This is a genomic window from Mycolicibacterium vulneris (assembly GCF_002104765.1).
Classification (GTDB): domain Bacteria; phylum Actinomycetota; class Actinomycetes; order Mycobacteriales; family Mycobacteriaceae; genus Mycobacterium; species Mycobacterium vulneris.
Genome location: NZ_NCXM01000012.1, coordinates 134590 through 150400 on the forward strand (window position 1 = coordinate 134590; position 15811 = coordinate 150400).

At 67.7% G+C, this 15811-nt stretch carries 13 protein-coding genes and 1 pseudogene; all 14 read left to right on the forward strand.

Features of this window, described 5'->3' with window-relative positions; genetic code table 11:
- Positions 1 to 94 precede the first annotated feature (94 nt).
- A complete protein-coding gene (locus B8W69_RS13645) occupies positions 95 to 1612 on the forward strand; it encodes an amino acid permease (RefSeq protein WP_085290331.1) in 1518 nt (505 codons plus the stop codon).
- Between the two features lie 100 nt (positions 1613 to 1712).
- Positions 1713 to 2963, forward strand: a complete 1251-nt coding sequence (locus tag B8W69_RS13650; protein WP_085290332.1) for an alkane 1-monooxygenase — start codon at positions 1713 to 1715, stop codon at positions 2961 to 2963.
- Positions 2960 to 3133, forward strand: a complete 174-nt coding sequence (locus B8W69_RS13655) for a rubredoxin (RefSeq protein WP_085290333.1) — start codon at positions 2960 to 2962, stop codon at positions 3131 to 3133. Before B8W69_RS13650 ends, B8W69_RS13655 begins: the two co-directional genes overlap by 4 nt.
- Positions 3130 to 3315 (forward strand): rubredoxin, encoded by a 186-nt coding sequence (locus tag B8W69_RS13660; protein WP_067104206.1) that lies wholly within the window; start codon positions 3130 to 3132, stop codon positions 3313 to 3315. Before B8W69_RS13655 ends, B8W69_RS13660 begins: the two co-directional genes overlap by 4 nt.
- 76 nt (positions 3316 to 3391) lie before the next feature.
- Complete coding sequence (gene alkX, locus B8W69_RS13665) at positions 3392 to 4045, forward strand: TetR family transcriptional regulator AlkX (RefSeq protein WP_110881932.1); 654 nt, start codon at positions 3392 to 3394, stop codon at positions 4043 to 4045.
- A 98-nt stretch (positions 4046 to 4143) separates the two neighbouring features.
- The gene (gene ahcY / locus B8W69_RS13670; protein ID WP_085290334.1) at positions 4144 to 5616 is read left to right on the forward strand and encodes an adenosylhomocysteinase; all 1473 of its coding nucleotides are present in this window, start codon (positions 4144 to 4146) and stop codon (positions 5614 to 5616) included.
- 58 nt (positions 5617 to 5674) lie between these two features.
- Positions 5675 to 6331 carry a dTMP kinase gene (locus B8W69_RS13675; RefSeq protein ID WP_085290335.1) on the forward strand — a complete coding sequence of 219 codons (657 nt, stop codon included), beginning with the start codon at positions 5675 to 5677 and terminating at the stop codon, positions 6329 to 6331.
- A gap of 111 nt (positions 6332 to 6442) precedes the next feature.
- Complete coding sequence (gene mtrA / locus B8W69_RS13680) at positions 6443 to 7129, forward strand: two-component system response regulator MtrA (RefSeq protein ID WP_007168097.1); 687 nt, start codon at positions 6443 to 6445, stop codon at positions 7127 to 7129.
- 46 nt (positions 7130 to 7175) lie between these two features.
- A complete protein-coding gene (gene mtrB, locus B8W69_RS13685; RefSeq protein WP_085290336.1) occupies positions 7176 to 8852 on the forward strand; it encodes an MtrAB system histidine kinase MtrB in 1677 nt (558 codons plus the stop codon).
- Positions 8852 to 10606: an MtrAB system accessory lipoprotein LpqB gene (lpqB, locus tag B8W69_RS13690; RefSeq protein ID WP_165762607.1), complete on the forward strand. Its 1755-nt coding sequence runs from the start codon at positions 8852 to 8854 to the stop codon at positions 10604 to 10606. Before mtrB ends, lpqB begins: the two co-directional genes overlap by 1 nt.
- 75 nt (positions 10607 to 10681) lie before the next feature.
- The gene (locus B8W69_RS13695) at positions 10682 to 11314 is read left to right on the forward strand and encodes a ComF family protein (RefSeq protein ID WP_085290338.1); all 633 of its coding nucleotides are present in this window, start codon (positions 10682 to 10684) and stop codon (positions 11312 to 11314) included.
- Positions 11315 to 11646: 332 nt separating this feature from the next.
- Positions 11647 to 12315 carry a ribosome hibernation-promoting factor, HPF/YfiA family gene (hpf, locus tag B8W69_RS13700; protein WP_085290339.1) on the forward strand — a complete coding sequence of 223 codons (669 nt, stop codon included), beginning with the start codon at positions 11647 to 11649 and terminating at the stop codon, positions 12313 to 12315.
- Positions 12316 to 12450: 135 nt separating this feature from the next.
- A complete protein-coding gene (gene secA / locus B8W69_RS13705; RefSeq protein WP_085290340.1) occupies positions 12451 to 15279 on the forward strand; it encodes a preprotein translocase subunit SecA in 2829 nt (942 codons plus the stop codon).
- A 163-nt stretch (positions 15280 to 15442) separates the two neighbouring features.
- Positions 15443 to 15766 (forward strand): annotated as a pseudogene (locus B8W69_RS13710) (HD domain-containing phosphohydrolase); the annotation flags it as partial.
- Positions 15767 to 15811 lie beyond the last annotated feature (45 nt).

Consider the following 15811-nt stretch of genomic DNA (forward strand, 5'->3'; position numbering starts at 1 on the left):
GGCATGGTCCCTGGCCGTTGCTGTGCTATCCGGCATTCGCGGAGAGTACCCAGTACTGTGACGGACCAATGGTGCGTTGGGAAAGGGCGAATGCATGGCCAATCGATGGCGGACCAAGTCGATCGAGCAATCAATCGCCGATACCGACGAGCCGGACACCAAGCTGCGCAAGGACCTGACCTGGCGGGACCTGGTCGTGTTCGGCGTCGCGGTGGTGATCGGCGCCGGTATCTTCACCGTCACCGCGTCGACGACGGGCGACATCACCGGCCCGGCGATCTGGGTGTCGTTCGTGATCGCGGCGGGCACCTGCGCGCTGGCCGCGCTGTGCTACGCCGAGTTCGCCTCGATGCTGCCGGTGGCCGGTAGCGCCTACACGTTCTCCTACGCCACCTTCGGGGAGTTCCTGGCCTGGATCATCGGCTGGAACCTACTGCTGGAGTTGGCGATCGGTGCGGCCGTGGTGGCCAAGGGCTGGTCGAGCTACCTGGGCACGGTGTTCGGATTCGCCGGCGGCACGGCCAAATTCGGCTCCGCCCAGGTGGACTGGGGGGCGTTGGTGATCGTCGGGGGCGTGGCGACCCTGATCGCGCTGGGCACCAAGTTGTCGTCCAGGTTCTCCGCGGTGGTCACCGCGATCAAGGTGTCGGTCGTGCTGTTCGTGGTGGTGGTCGGCGCCTTCTACATCAAGCGCGCCAACTACTCGCCGTTCATCCCCAAAGCGGAAGCCGGTAGCCAGGCCAAGGGCATCGACCAGTCCGTCCTGTCGTTGCTGACCGGCGCGCACAGCAGCCACTACGGCTGGTACGGCGTGCTGGCCGGGGCGTCCATCGTGTTCTTCGCGTTCATCGGGTTCGACATCGTTGCCACCATGGCCGAGGAGACCAAGAATCCGCAGCGCGACGTGCCGCGGGGAATCCTGGCGTCACTGGGCATCGTCACCCTCCTCTACGTCGCCGTCGCCATCGTGCTGTCCGGGATGGTCTCCTACACAGAACTCAAGACCGTCCAGGGCCGCGGACAGGCGAACCTGGCCACGGCCTTCACCGCGAACGGCATCCATTGGGCGAGCAAGATCATCTCCATCGGGGCGCTGGCGGGACTGACCACCGTGGTGATGGTGCTGATGCTCGGCCAGTGCCGGGTCCTGTTCGCCATGGCGCGCGACGGGCTGTTGCCGCGCTCGCTGGCCAAGACGGGCTCCCACGGGACTCCGGTGCGGATCACCGTGCTGGTCGCCGTGGTGGTTGCGGTGACGGCATCGGTGTTTCCCATCACGAAGCTCGAGGAGATGGTGAACGTCGGAACCCTGTTCGCCTTCGTCCTGGTCTCGGCCGGAGTGATCGTCCTGCGCCGGACCCGGCCGGACCTGGAGCGCGGGTTCAAGGCGCCGTGGGTGCCGCTGCTGCCGATCGCCTCGATCGCCGCGTGTCTGTGGCTGATGCTCAACCTCACCGCGCTCACCTGGGTCCGGTTTGGGGTGTGGCTGGTGGTCGGCACGGCGATCTACGCCGGCTACGGCTACTGGCACTCGGTGCAGGGCCGGCGGGGGGAGGGGGAGACCGAGTACGGCGACGCTCTCGAGGCCGACCCGCGCAGCCCGGTGCCCTAACAACCGGCTTTACAAACTAGCGACTTTTGTCTAGACAGAAGACGCAAACCTCGGTATTGTCCAACCTCGACGTGGTGTGACTCACAAGGAGGTTTGGCATATGACCACATTCGAACCGCAACTGAGCCGGGAATCCGAGCCGCTCGCCTGGCGGGATAAGAAGCGTCGCCTATGGCTGATGGGGCTGATCGCCCCGACGGCGTTGTTCGTGATGCTGCCGCTGATGTGGGGGCTGAACCGGCTGGGCTGGCACGCCGCGGCGCAGGTGCCGCTGTGGATCGGGCCTATCCTGCTCTGGGTCCTGCTGCCGATCCTCGACCTGCGTTTCGGGCCCGACGGGCAGAACCCGCCCGACGAGGTCATGGAGCGGCTGGAGAACGACAGGTACTACCGCTACTGCACCTACATCTACATCCCGTTTCAGTACCTCAGCGTCGCCTTCGGCGCCTACCTGTTCACCGCCTCGAACCTGAGCTGGCTCGGCTTTGACGGCGCGCTCAGCTGGGCGGGAAAGCTCGGGCTGGCGCTGTCGGTCGGCGTGCTCGGCGGGGTCGGCATCAACACAGCCCACGAGATGGGCCACAAGAAGGACTCGCTGGAGCGCTGGTTGTCCAAGATCACCCTGGCGCAGACCTGCTACGGGCACTTCTACATCGAGCACAACCGCGGCCACCACGTGCGGGTCGCCACCCCGGAAGACCCCGCGTCGGCGCGCTTCGGCGAGACCTTCTGGGAGTTCTTGCCGCGCAGCGTGTTCGGCAGCCTGCGCTCGTCGCTGCGGCTGGAGGCGCAACGGATCCGCCGGCAGGGCGCCAGCCCGTGGCACCCCAAGACGTACGCGTCCAACGACGTCCTCAACGCCTGGCTGATGTCGGTGGTGCTGTGGGGGGCGCTGATCGCGATCTTCGGCCCTGCGCTGATCCCCTTCGTGATCATCCAGGCGGTCTTCGGCTTCAGCCTGCTGGAATCGGTCAACTACCTGGAGCACTACGGCCTGCTGCGGCAGAAGAATTCGAGCGGCCGCTACGAGCGCTGCACCCCGGTGCACAGCTGGAACTCCGACCACGTGGTGACCAACCTGTTCCTCTACCACCTGCAGCGGCACAGCGACCACCACGCCAACCCGACCCGTCGCTACCAGACGCTGCGCAGCATGGAGGGCGCGCCCAACCTGCCGAGCGGCTACGCCTCGATGATCTCGCTCACCTACTTCCCGCCGCTGTGGCGCAAGGTGATGGATCACCGGGTGCTGGCGCACTACGACGGCGACATCACCCGGGTCAATGTGCAACCCAGGCTGCGCGAGAAGCTGCTGGCGCGCTACGGGGCCCCACAGGTCGGTGCGGCATGAGCGCGTATCGCTGCCCCGGCTGCGAGTACACCTACGACGAAGCGAAAGGCGCACCGCGGGAAGGGTTTCCCGCGGGCACGCCCTTCGCCGACATCCCCGAAGACTGGTGCTGCCCCGATTGCGCGGTGCTCGAGAAGGCCGATTTCGAAACGATAGGAGTGCACCGATGAGCGACGACTTCAAGCTCTTCATCTGCGTGCAGTGCGGATTCGAATACGACGAGGCCAAGGGCTGGCCGGAAGACGGCATCGCCCCGGGCACCCGGTGGGACGACATCCCCGAGGACTGGAGCTGCCCGGATTGCGGTGCGGCCAAGACCGACTTCGAGATGGTCGAGATCGCCCGTTCGTGACCTCCGGCGACGATGCAGAGCGTAGCGGTGAGGAGCGGCGCCAATGATGGTCGCCAACGCCGCGGAACAGACCGCCATGCGGGAAAAAACCGAATCCGGGGCCCGAGCCGCTATTGTCGCGCCTGTGAAGCGGATGCCCTACGCCGAGGCGTCGCGTGCCCTGCTGCGCGACTCGGTGCTGGACGCGATGCGGGATCTGCTGCTGACCCGGGACTGGTCGGCCATCACCCTGTCGGACGTGGCCCGCGCCGCGGGCATCAGCCGGCAGACGATCTACAACGAGTTCGGTTCCCGGCAGGGCCTGGCGCAGGGATACGGCCTGCGCCTGGCCGACCGGCTGGTCGACGCCGTCAACGCCGCGCTGGAGGCCAACGTCGGCAACATCTTTCAAGCGTTCCTGCAGGGCTTCCGCGACCTGTTCACCGAGTTGTCGGCGGATCCGCTGGTGATCTCGCTGCTCACCGGCGTGGCCAAGCCGGACCTGCTGCAGATCATCACCACCGACAGCGCCCCGATCATCAACCGCGCCTCCGAACGGCTGACCACGGCGCTGACCCAGAGCTGGGTGGCCACCAGTGACGAGGACGCCGGGGTGCTGGCGCGGGCCATCGTGCGGCTGGCGCTGAGCTACGTGTCGATGCCGCCGGAGGCGGATCACGACGTGGCGGCCGATCTGGCCCGGTTGATGACGCCGTTCGCCGAGCGTCACGGCGTCATCAACGTTCCCTGACCCGCGAGGCGCGGCCACCCGCGACTACAGTGGCGCAAGAACGTACCTAAGCTAATTACCGCTTGGATCCGAGCGAGCCGAAAAAGGAAGAACACGTTATGACGACGACCGAAAACGCACTGGCCCCCGACGTCCGGAACGGCATCGATTTCAAGATCGCCGATCTGTCGTTGGCGGATTACGGTCGCCGGGACATCGAGCTCTCGGAGCAGGAGATGCCGGGTCTGATGTCGCTGCGCCGCGAGTACCACGACGTGCAGCCGCTCAAGGGCGCGCGCATCTCGGGTTCGCTGCACATGACCGTGCAGACCGCGGTGCTGATCGAGACCCTCGTCGCGCTGGGCGCCGAGGTTCGCTGGGCGTCCTGCAACATCTTCTCCACCCAGGACCACGCCGCCGCAGCAGTGGTCGTCGGCCCGCACGGCACCCCGGAGGAGCCCAAGGGCGTTCCGGTGTATGCGTGGAAGGGCGAGACGCTCGAGGAGTACTGGTGGGCGGCCGAGCAGGTGCTGACCTGGCCCGACGAGCCGGCCAACATGATCCTGGACGACGGCGGCGACGCCACCATGCTGGTGCTGCGCGGCGCGCAGTATGAGAAGGCCGGCGTGGTGCCGCCGGACGAGGAAGACGACTCGACCGAGCACCGGGTGTTCCTGAACCTGCTGCGCAAGCGGTTCGAGACCGACAAGGACAAGTGGAGCAAGATCGCCGCGTCGATCAAGGGTGTCTCGGAGGAGACCACCACCGGTGTGCTGCGGCTCTACCAGTTCGCCGCCGCCGGCGACCTCGCATTCCCGGCGATCAACGTCAACGACTCGGTCACCAAGAGCAAGTTCGACAACAAGTACGGCTGCCGGCACTCTTTGATCGACGGCATCAACCGCGGCACCGACGTGCTGATCGGCGGCAAGAAGGTGCTGATCTGCGGCTACGGTGACGTCGGTAAGGGCTCCGCCGAGTCGGTGGCCGGCCAGGGCGCACGCGTGACCGTCACCGAGATCGACCCGATCAACGCCCTGCAGGCGCTGATGGAGGGCTTCGACGTCAAGCGGGTGGAGGACGTGATCGGCGAGGCCGACATCATCATCACCACCACCGGCAACAAGGACATCATCACCCTCGAGCACATGAAGGCGATGAAGGACAAGGCGATCCTGGGCAACATCGGCCACTTCGACAACGAGATCCAGGTGGCCCGGCTGGAGAAGTCCGGCGCCACCAAGACCAACATCCGCCCGCAGGTCGATCTGTGGACGTTCCCGGACACCGGCAAGTCGATCATCCTGCTGTCCGAGGGCCGGCTGCTGAACCTGGGTAACGCCACCGGCCACCCGTCGTTCGTGATGAGCAACAGCTTCTCCAACCAGGTCATCGCGCAGATCGAGCTGTGGACCAAGAACGACGAGTACGACAACGAGGTCTACCGGCTGCCCAAGCACCTGGACGAGAAGGTGGCGCGCATCCACGTGGAGGCGCTCGGCGGCGAGCTGACCAAGCTCACCAAGGAGCAGGCCGAGTACATCGGCGTCGACGTCGACGGCCCCTACAAGGCCGACCACTACCGCTACTAAGCCGCCCGACCGCCGAGTGTCGCGCCAGCGTGGCACTCGGCGGCGATAGGCTCGCGCCGTGCTGATCGCGATCGAAGGCATTGACGGCGCCGGCAAGCGGACGCTGACGGACAAGCTCCGCAACCTTTTTCATGCGGACGGCAAGTCGGTGGCCATGCTGGCCTTCCCGCGCTACGGGCGATCGGTGACCGCCGACATCGCCGCCGAGGCCCTGCACGGCGAGCACGGCGACCTCGCGTCGTCGGTATATGCGATGGCGACGCTCTTCGCGCTGGACCGTGCCGGTGCGGTCGACGAAATCGATGCGCTGCGCCGCGAGCACGACTTGGTGATCATGGATCGCTACGTCGCCTCCAACGCGGCCTACACCGCCGCACGTCTGCACCAGGACGCGTCCGGGCCGGCCGTGGAGTGGATACGCGCACTGGAGTACCGGCGGCTCGGGCTGCCGGCGCCCGACTGGCAGGTGCTGCTCGCGGTGACGGCCGAGCTGGCCGGGCAGCGTGCCCGCAGCCGGGCCGAGGCCGATCCGGGCCGTGTGCGCGACAGCTACGAACGCGACGACGGGCTGCAGCAACGCACCGCCGCGGTCTACGCCGAACTGGCCGCCGCGGGCTGGGGTGGTCCCTGGCTGAGCGTCGACGCGGACGTCGATCCGGGGCGACTGGCCGCCATGTTGACCGGCGCCGAGGGCGCTGCGGCAGCGCGGGACTGATGCGCCGGGGCGGCCGAATCAGGCAATTTAACGGAATTTGCATCCAAAATTGGCCATCGGGCCAAGAAACGCCCGTGTGGCGCCCCAATTTTGTCCCGATCTGGTGACACCATGGACTCCATGAGGCAAAGGATTCTCGTCGTCGATGACGACGCTTCGCTCGCCGAGATGTTGACCATTGTGTTGCGGGGTGAGGGTTTCGACACGGCGGTCATCGGTGACGGCACCCAGGCCCTGACTGCGGTGCGCGAGCTGCGCCCCGATCTGGTGTTGTTGGACCTGATGCTGCCCGGCATGAACGGCATCGATGTGTGCCGGGTGTTGCGCGCCGACTCCGGCGTGCCGATCGTGATGCTGACCGCCAAGACCGACACCGTCGACGTGGTCCTGGGCCTCGAGTCGGGTGCCGACGACTACATCATGAAGCCGTTCAAGCCGAAAGAGCTGGTGGCCCGGGTGCGGGCGCGGCTGCGGCGCAACGACGACGAGCCCGCCGAGATGCTGTCGATCGCCGACGTCGAGATCGACGTGCCGGCGCACAAGGTCACGCGCAACGGCGAGCAGATCTCTCTGACACCGCTGGAATTCGACTTGCTGGTGGCGTTGGCGCGTAAACCGCGGCAGGTGTTTACTCGTGATGTGCTGCTCGAACAGGTGTGGGGCTATCGTCACCCGGCGGATACCCGCCTGGTGAACGTGCACGTCCAGCGTCTGCGCGCCAAGGTTGAGAAAGACCCTGAAAACCCGACCGTAGTGTTGACCGTTCGAGGAGTGGGTTACAAGGCCGGACCTCCGTGACCGGCGGCGACGTTGTAGAGCGTCGCGTTAGGGAGGAGCGCCGGCAGTGATCTGGGGCTCCCGGCGACGCACTCGAAGCCGCTGGGGACGCTCCGGCCCCATGACTCGTGGCATGGGCGCGGTGAGTCGCGCCGTGGCCATTGCCTGGCGACGCTCGCTGCAGCTGCGGGTGGTTGCGCTGACCCTGGGCCTGTCCCTGGCGGTCATCTTGGCGCTCGGCTTCGTATTGACCAGTCAGGTCACCAATCGTGTGCTCGACGTCAAGGTCAAGGCCGCCATCGAGCAGATCGAGCGGGCACGCACCACAGTGGGCGGGATCGTCAACGGCGAAGAGGCGCGCTCGTTGGACAGCAGCCTGCAGCTGGCGCGCAACACGCTGACCTCCAAGACCGACCCGGCCTCGGGTGCGGGGATGGCCGGCGCCTTTGACGCGGCGCTCATGGTGCCGGGCGACGGCCCGCGCGCCGCGACCACCGCCGGGCCCGTCGACCAGGTGCCCAGTTCGCTGCGCGGCTTCGTCAAGGCGGGGCAGGCGTCCTACCAGTACGCCGCCGTGCACACCGACGGGTTCTCCGGGCCGGCGCTGATCGTCGGCACGCCGGCGTCGTCTCAGGTGGCCAACCTGGAGCTGTACCTGATCTTCCCGCTGAAGAACGAGCAGGCCACCATCCAGCTGGTGCGCGGCACCATGATCACCGGCGGCGCGGTGCTGCTGGTGCTGCTGGCCGGGATTGCGCTGCTGGTGTCGCGGCAGGTGGTGGTGCCGGTGCGATCGGCGTCGCGCATCGCCGAACGGTTCGCCGAAGGGCACCTGTCCGAACGCATGCCGGTGCGCGGCGAGGACGACATGGCGCGGCTGGCCATGTCGTTCAACGACATGGCCGAGAGCCTGTCGCGCCAGATCACCCAGCTGGAGGAGTTCGGTAATCTGCAGCGCCGCTTCACTTCTGACGTGAGCCACGAGCTGCGCACCCCGCTGACCACGGTGCGGATGGCCGCCGACCTGATCTATGACCACAGCGCCGACCTGGACCCGACGCTGGCGCGCTCCACCGAGCTGATGGTCAACGAGCTGGACCGGTTCGAGTCGCTGCTCAACGACCTGCTCGAAATCTCGCGGCACGACGCCGGTGTCGCCGAGCTGTCCGTCGAGGCGGTCGACCTGCGCACCACGGTGCAGAGCGCGCTGGGCAATGTGGGCCACCTGGCCGAAGACGCCGGCATCAAACTACTGGTGGACCTGCCGACCGAGGAGGTGATCGCCGAGGTCGACACCCGCCGGGTGGAGCGCATCCTGCGCAACCTGATCGCCAACGCGATTGACCACGCCGAACGCAAACCGGTCCAGATCCGGATGGCCGCCGACGAGGACACGGTTGCCGTGACCGTCCGCGACTACGGCGTCGGACTGCGGCCGGGGGAGGAGAAGCTGGTGTTCAGCCGGTTCTGGCGGGCGGACCCCTCGCGGGTGCGCCGTTCCGGCGGCACCGGCCTGGGTCTGGCGATCAGCATCGAGGATGCGCGACTGCACCAGGGCCGGCTGGAGGCGTGGGGCGAACCGGGTCAAGGCTCGTGCTTCAGGCTGACGCTGCCGCTGGTGCGCGGTCACAAGGTCACCACCAGCCCGCTGCCCATGAAGCCTATTCCGCAGACCGCCGCGACCGGCCCGCAGCACGCGAAAGACCGTCCGCGCCAACACGAACACGCCGAAAGAAGCCTGTGATGCGGCGGTTGTTGGGCCTGCTGATGCTGGCCATGCTGCTGGCCGGCTGCGCGGGGGTGCCCAGCTCGTCGGCGCCGCAGGCCATCGGCACCGTCGAGCGCCCGGCGCCGTCGAACCTGCCCAAGCCGACCCCGGGCATGGACCCCGACGTGCTGCTGCGCGAATTCTTCAAGGCCACAGCCGATCCCGCGAACCGGCACCTGGCCGCCCGACAGTTCCTCACCCAGTCGGCGTCCAACTCCTGGGATGACGCCGGTAGCGCGCTGCTGATCGACCACGTGGTGTTCGTCGAAACCCGCGCGGCCGAACGGGTTTCGGCGACCATGCGAGCGGACATTCTGGGTTCGCTGTCCGACGTGGGGGTGTTCGAAACCGCCGAGGGGGTGCTGCCCGACCCCGGGCCGATCGAATTGGTCAAGACGTCCGGCGGCTGGCGGATCGACCGGTTGCCCAATGGGGTCTTCCTGGACTGGCAGCAGTTCCAGTCCACCTACAAACGCAACACGCTCTACTTCGCCGACCCGACCGGCAAGACGGTGGTTCCCGATCCGCGTTATGTCGCGGTGCCCGACCATGACCAGTTGGCCACCGAGCTGATCTCCAAGCTGATCGCCGGGCCGCGACCCGAGATGGCGCATACGGTCCGCAACCTGCTCGCCCCGCCACTGCGGCTGCGCGGGCCGGTGTCCCGGGCCGACGGCGGCAAGAGCGGCATCGGGCGCGGGTACGGCGGTGCCCGCGTCGATCTCGAGAAGCTGTCCACCACCGATCCGCACAGCCGGCAATTGCTTGCGGCACAGATCATTTGGACCCTGGCCAGGGCCGACATCCGGGGCCCGTACGTGATCAGCGCCGACGGCGCGCCGCTGGACGACCGGTTCCGCGACGGGTGGACCACCTCCGACGTCGCGGCCACCGATCCCGGTGCGGCCGACGGCGCTGGCGCGGGGCTGCATGCTTTGGTGAACGGCTCGCTGGTGGCGCTGGACGGCCAGCACACCGTTACGGTGCCCGGCGCGTTCGGGCGGGTGGGCGATCAGACCGGCGCCGCGCTGTCGCGCACCGGCCGGCAGGTGGCGTCGGTGGTGACCTTGCACCGCGGCGCCCCGGACATGGCGGCGTCGCTGTGGATCGGTGATCTCGGCCAGGAAGCGGTGCAGGCGGCCGACGGGCACAACCTGTCGCGGCCCACCTGGTCGCTGGACGACGTGGTCTGGGTGGTGGTGGACGGCAACAACGTGTTACGGGCGATCCAGGAGCCGGCGTCCGGGCAGCCCGCGCGCCTTCCGGTGGATTCGGTGGCGGTGGCCACCCGGTTCCCGGGGCCGATCACCGACCTGCAGCTGTCCCGCGACAGCACCCGCGCCGCGATGGTGATCGGCGGTCAGGTGATTCTCGCCAGCGTCGAGCAGACGCAGGCCGGGCAATACGCCCTGACCTTCCCGCGCCGGCTCGGTTTCGGGCTGGGCAATTCGGTGGTGTCGCTGTCGTGGCGCACCGGTGACGACATCGTGGTGACCCGCACGGACGCCAGCCATCCGGTGTCCTACGTCAACATCGACGGGGTGAACTCCGATGCGCCGCCGCGCGGTTTGCAGATGCCGGTGACGACGGTGGTCGCGAACCCGTCGACGGCCTACGTCGCGGGTCCGCAAGGGGTGCTGCAGTATTCGCCGGCGGCCGACGGCCAGCAGGGCTGGTCGGAGGTGCCGGGTCTGACGGTGCCCGGGGCGGTCCCGGTGCTGCCGGGCTAGCGGCGATCGCCAGCGCGGCGCAGCCGGGCGCTGCGGGTCGGCAGATATGTCACACCCGACCAGCACACTGGCGCCATGCTCGACCTGTTCCTGCCGGCCGAATGCGGCGGCTGCGGGGCGCCGTCGACCCGTTGGTGCGACGCGTGCGCCGGCGAGCTGTCGGTGGCCGCCGATCAGCCGCATGTGGTGAACCCGCGCATCGACCCGGGGGTCCCGGTGTTCGCGCTCGGCCGTTACGCCAACGCCCGCCGGCACGCGATCCTGGCGCTCAAGGAGCAGGGCCGCGCCGACCTGGTCGACCCGCTGGCGCGGGCGCTGGCCATCGGCGTGCACCGGCTGTTGTGGTGGGGGATCGTGCCGACCCCGTTGACGGTCGTGCCCGCGCCGACCCGGCGCTCGGCCGCGCGCCGGCGCGGCGGTGACCCCGTCGCCCGGTTGGCGCGCGCCGCGGTGGCGCGGCATCCGGACATCGCCGTCGCGCCGGTCTTGCGGCTCAGGGCACTGACGCGTGACTCGGTGGGCTTGGGCACCGCCGCGCGCGAGCGCAACGTCGCCGGCCGGGTGGTGCTGCGCGGTGAACCGCCGCGCACCGAAGCCATGGTCGTCGACGACATCGTCACCACCGGAGCGACGGCGCGCGAATCGGTGCGGATCTTGCACACCGCCGGGGTCCGGGTCGCCGCGGTGCTGGCGATCGCCGCGGTGTGATCGGTAGCGGCTGCGCCCAACCGATGAACTAGCCAAGAGCATGTGAAGAACTCGCAACAGCTCGACCAAATTAGTGGCATCGGCAGGCGAACACGAGCTAACGTCGAGAACAACGAAGAACGACTCATCGGTCTGACTCACTGGTCGCAGAATTCCAGGTGAGACCCATCCGCGGGAAGGGGTGAGTAATCGACACCTTGCTCCGGCGGGCAGCCTGCGGCGGTAGCCAGTCTCGAACCGCTCCCACCTCGTCGGCGCATTGAGCAGCCGGGCACGCAGCGCGCGTGTGACGTGAAGAGAGAAACGAGTTGTCACGTATGTCAAGGCTATCCGTGGATTCCGGTCAGATTCTGGACCAACCGCCCGTCACCGACGGGCAAGCCCAACCGACAACCACCGCAGACGTTGTGTTCAAGGGCCGCAACGTAGAAATCCCCGATCATTTCCGTCTGTACGTCTCGCAAAAGCTCGCCCGCCTCGAGCGGTTCGATCGCTCCATTTATCTTTTCGACGTCGAGCTCAAGCACGCGCCCAACCGGCGTCAGCGCAAATCCTGTCAGCGCGTGGAGATCACCGCCCGTGGCCGCGGCCCGGTGACGCGGGCGGAAGCTTGCGCCAACAGTTTCTACGCCGCGTTCGAGTCCGCCGTCGACAAACTGGAGAACCGGCTGCGCCGCGTCAAGGACCGCCGCAAGGTCCACTACGGGGACAAGACCCCGGTGTCACTGGCCGCCGCGACCGCGGTGCCGCCGCCCGCCCCGCTGAGCACCGCGGCGCAGCCCGCGCCGGCCGAGCACGACGGCGTGGAGCCCGACCACGAGCCCGGACGGATCGTGCGGACCAAGGAGCACCCGGCCACGCCGATGACGGTCGACGACGCGCTCTACGAGATGGAGCTCGTCGGACACGACTTCTTCTTGTTCCACGACAAGCAGACCGAACGGCCCTGCGTGGTCTACCGACGGCACGCCTACGACTACGGGCTGATCAGGCTCTCCTGACGGGGTTCCTCGGGCGGCGACCCGCTACGCCCGGCGTTGCCGCGCTGGCGATCGCCGCTACGGCGGTACCCACGGGCTCGTCGCCTACCATGGGAGTCGCTCAATCAAAGACTCCTACCAACAGGGGACATAGCTGTGCTGTCGAAGTTGCTGCGCCTTGGCGAAGGTCGCATGCTCAAGCGTCTCAAGCGGGTGTCTGACTACGTCAACACCTTGTCCGACGAGATCGAAAAGCTCACCGACGCCGAGTTGCGGGCCAAAACCGACGAGTTCAAGAAGCGGCACGCCGACGGCGAAAGCCTCGACGACCTGCTGCCCGAGGCCTTCGCGGTGGCCCGGGAGGCGGCCTGGCGGGTGCTCGACCAGCGCCCGTTCGACGTGCAGCTGATGGGCGGCGCGGCGCTGCACTTCGGCAACGTCGCCGAGATGAAGACCGGTGAGGGCAAGACCCTGACCTCGGTGCTGCCGGCCTACCTCAACGGCATCGGCGGCAAGGGTGTGCACATCGTCACCGTCAACGACTACCTGGCCAAACGTGACAGCGAGTGGATGGGCCGGGTGCACCGCTTCCTCGGCCTGGACGTCGGCGTGATCCTCGCGCAGATGACGCCCGACGAGCGCCGGGTGGCCTACAACGCCGACATCACCTACGGCACCAACAACGAGTTCGGGTTCGACTACCTGCGCGACAACATGGCGCACTCGCTCGACGATCTGGTCCAGCGCGGGCACAACTTCGCCATAGTCGACGAGGTCGACTCCATCCTGATCGACGAGGCCCGCACCCCGCTGATCATCTCCGGCCCCGCCGACGGCGCGTCGAACTGGTACAGCGAGTTCGCCCGGTTGGCGCCGCTGATGCAGAAGGACACCCACTACGAGGTGGACCTGCGCAAGCGCACCGTCGGCGTGCACGAGCTGGGCGTGGAGTTCGTCGAGGACCAGCTCGGCATCGACAACCTGTACGAGGCCGCCAACTCGCCGCTGGTCAGTTACCTCAACAACGCGCTGAAGGCCAAGGAGCTGTTCAACCGCGACAAGGACTACATCGTTCGCGACGGCGAGGTCCTGATCGTCGACGAGTTCACCGGCCGCGTGCTCTACGGCCGCCGCTACAACGAGGGCATGCACCAGGCCATCGAGGCCAAGGAGCACGTGGAGATCAAGGCCGAGAACCAGACCCTGGCCACCATCACGCTGCAGAACTACTTCCGGCTCTACGACAAGCTCGCCGGCATGACCGGTACCGCCCAGACCGAGGCGGCCGAGCTGCACGAGATCTACAAGCTGGGCGTGGTGCCGATCCCGACCAACAAGCCGATGATCCGCGCCGACCAGTCCGACCTGATCTACAAGACCGAGGAAGCCAAGTACATCGCCGTGGTCGACGACGTCGTCGAGCGCTACGAGAAGGGCCAGCCGGTGCTGATCGGTACCACCAGCGTCGAGCGCTCGGAGTACCTGTCGCGGCAGTTCCAGAAGCGCCGCGTGCCGCACAACGTGCTGAACGCGAAGTTCCACGAGCAGGAGGCGACCATCGTCGCCGTCGCCGGCCGCCGTGGCGGCATCACCGTGGCCACCAACATGGCCGGCCGCGGTACCGACATCGTGCTGGGCGGCAACGCCGACTTCCTCACCGACCAGCGGCTGCGTGAGCGCGGGCTCGACCCGGTCGAGACGCCCGACGAGTACGACGCGGCGTGGCACGAGGAACTGCCCAAGGTCAAGGAGGAGGTCAGCGCCGAGGCCGCCGAGGTGATCGAGGCCGGCGGGCTGTACGTGCTGGGCACCGAACGCCACGAGTCCCGCCGCATCGACAACCAGCTGCGCGGCCGCTCCGGCCGGCAGGGTGACCCGGGCGAGTCGCGGTTCTACCTGTCGCTGGGTGACGAGCTCATGCGCCGGTTCAACGGTGCCGCGCTCGAGGCGATGCTCAACCGGCTGAACCTGCCCGACGACGTGCCGATCGAGGCCAAGATGGTCACCCGGGCGATCAAGAGCGCCCAGACCCAGGTGGAGCAGCAGAACTTCGAGGTCCGCAAGAACGTCCTCAAGTACGACGAGGTGATGAACCAGCAGCGCAAGGTGATCTACGCCGAGCGCCGCCGCATCCTGGAGGGCGAGAACCTCAAGGAGCAGGCGTTGGACATGGTCCGCGACGTGGTCACCGCGTACGTCAACGGCGCGACCGCCGAGGGCTACGCCGAGGACTGGGATCTCGAAGCCCTGTGGACGGCGCTCAAGACGCTGTACCCGGTCGGCATCGACCATGCGACGCTGACCCACCACGATGCGGACTCCGACCGCGACGACCTGACCCGTGAGGAACTGCTCGAGGAGCTGCTCAAAGACGCCGAAAATGCCTATGCCACAAGGGAAGCCGAGCTCGAGGAGATCGCCGGCGAGGGCGCGATGCGCCAGCTGGAGCGCAACGTGCTGCTCAACGTCGTCGATCGCAAATGGCGCGAGCACCTCTACGAGATGGACTACCTGAAGGAGGGCATCGGGCTGCGCGCGATGGCGCAGCGCGATCCGCTGGTGGAGTACCAGCGCGAGGGCTACGACATGTTCATGGCGATGCTCGACGGCATGAAGGAGGAGTCGGTCGGGTTCCTGTTCAATGTCACAGTCGAGGCGGTGCCCAGCCCGCAGGTTGCGCCGGTCGAAGCGCCGGAGGGGCTGGAGGAGTTCGCCACCGCCGCCGCCGGACAGCAGGGCAGCACCGCGACCGTCGTGCGTGAAGAGGCTCCAACCCAATTGCGCGCCAAGGGAATTGACAACGAGGCGCCGGCCATGACGTACTCCGGCCCGTCCGAGGACGGCACGGCGGCGGTGCAGCGCAACGGCGGCGACACCCGTGCGCCGGCCGGGGTGCCCGGTGGCGCGAGCCGGCGCGAGCGCCGGGCCGCGGCGCGGCAGCAGGGCCGCGGGGCCAAGCCACCCAAGTCGGTCAAGCGGCGCTAAGCGCTGCCGGCCTAGCCGTCCTGAGCCGAGCGTGAAGCCGCCTTCACACTCGGCGGCGAGCCAAGCGTCTGGCAACGCCCATGCCCTAGGCTTATCAGGCATCGGCTTTCGTGTGGCTATACAGACGCCGCGCCGATGAGGGGCCGAGGAAGGGACGAGTTCCATGCCCTTCGACGGAGCCGTGTCGCGGACTGACGTCCTTGCGGCGCTATCTCTGGCGATCGACCTCGGCCTCGGGCAGCCGATGGATCACATGCTGCGGTCGGCGGCGATGGGCTCGAGGTTGGCGGCGCGGCTGGGACTCGACGAGCGCGAGTGCGGGACCGTTTTCTACACGGCTTTGGTGATGTGGATCGGCTGTCACGCCGACTCACACGAGTATGTGCAGTGGTTCGGCGACGACATCGCGGTGCGACATGACAGCCACTACATCGACTGGTCAGGCGCGCCATACCGTCGATTCCTCATGAGCAATCTCGGCCGTGGGACGACCTTTCACCGGTGATCATCGGCCCACCGCTTGCACCGCCAC

Coding starts and splice junctions, on each gene's coding strand:
- alkX (WP_110881932.1), top strand. CDS start 3,392: ATGCGGGAAAAAACCGAATCCGGGGCCCGAGCCGCTATTGTCGCGCCT.
- B8W69_RS13645 (WP_085290331.1), top strand. CDS start 95: ATGGCCAATCGATGGCGGACCAAGTCGATCGAGCAATCAATCGCCGAT.
- ahcY (WP_085290334.1), top strand. CDS start 4,144: ATGACGACGACCGAAAACGCACTGGCCCCCGACGTCCGGAACGGCATC.
- lpqB (WP_165762607.1), top strand. CDS start 8,852: ATGCGGCGGTTGTTGGGCCTGCTGATGCTGGCCATGCTGCTGGCCGGC.
- mtrA (WP_007168097.1), top strand. CDS start 6,443: ATGGACTCCATGAGGCAAAGGATTCTCGTCGTCGATGACGACGCTTCG.
- B8W69_RS13695 (WP_085290338.1), top strand. CDS start 10,682: ATGCTCGACCTGTTCCTGCCGGCCGAATGCGGCGGCTGCGGGGCGCCG.
- B8W69_RS13650 (WP_085290332.1), top strand. CDS start 1,713: ATGACCACATTCGAACCGCAACTGAGCCGGGAATCCGAGCCGCTCGCC.
- B8W69_RS13655 (WP_085290333.1), top strand. CDS start 2,960: ATGAGCGCGTATCGCTGCCCCGGCTGCGAGTACACCTACGACGAAGCG.
- B8W69_RS13660 (WP_067104206.1), top strand. CDS start 3,130: ATGAGCGACGACTTCAAGCTCTTCATCTGCGTGCAGTGCGGATTCGAA.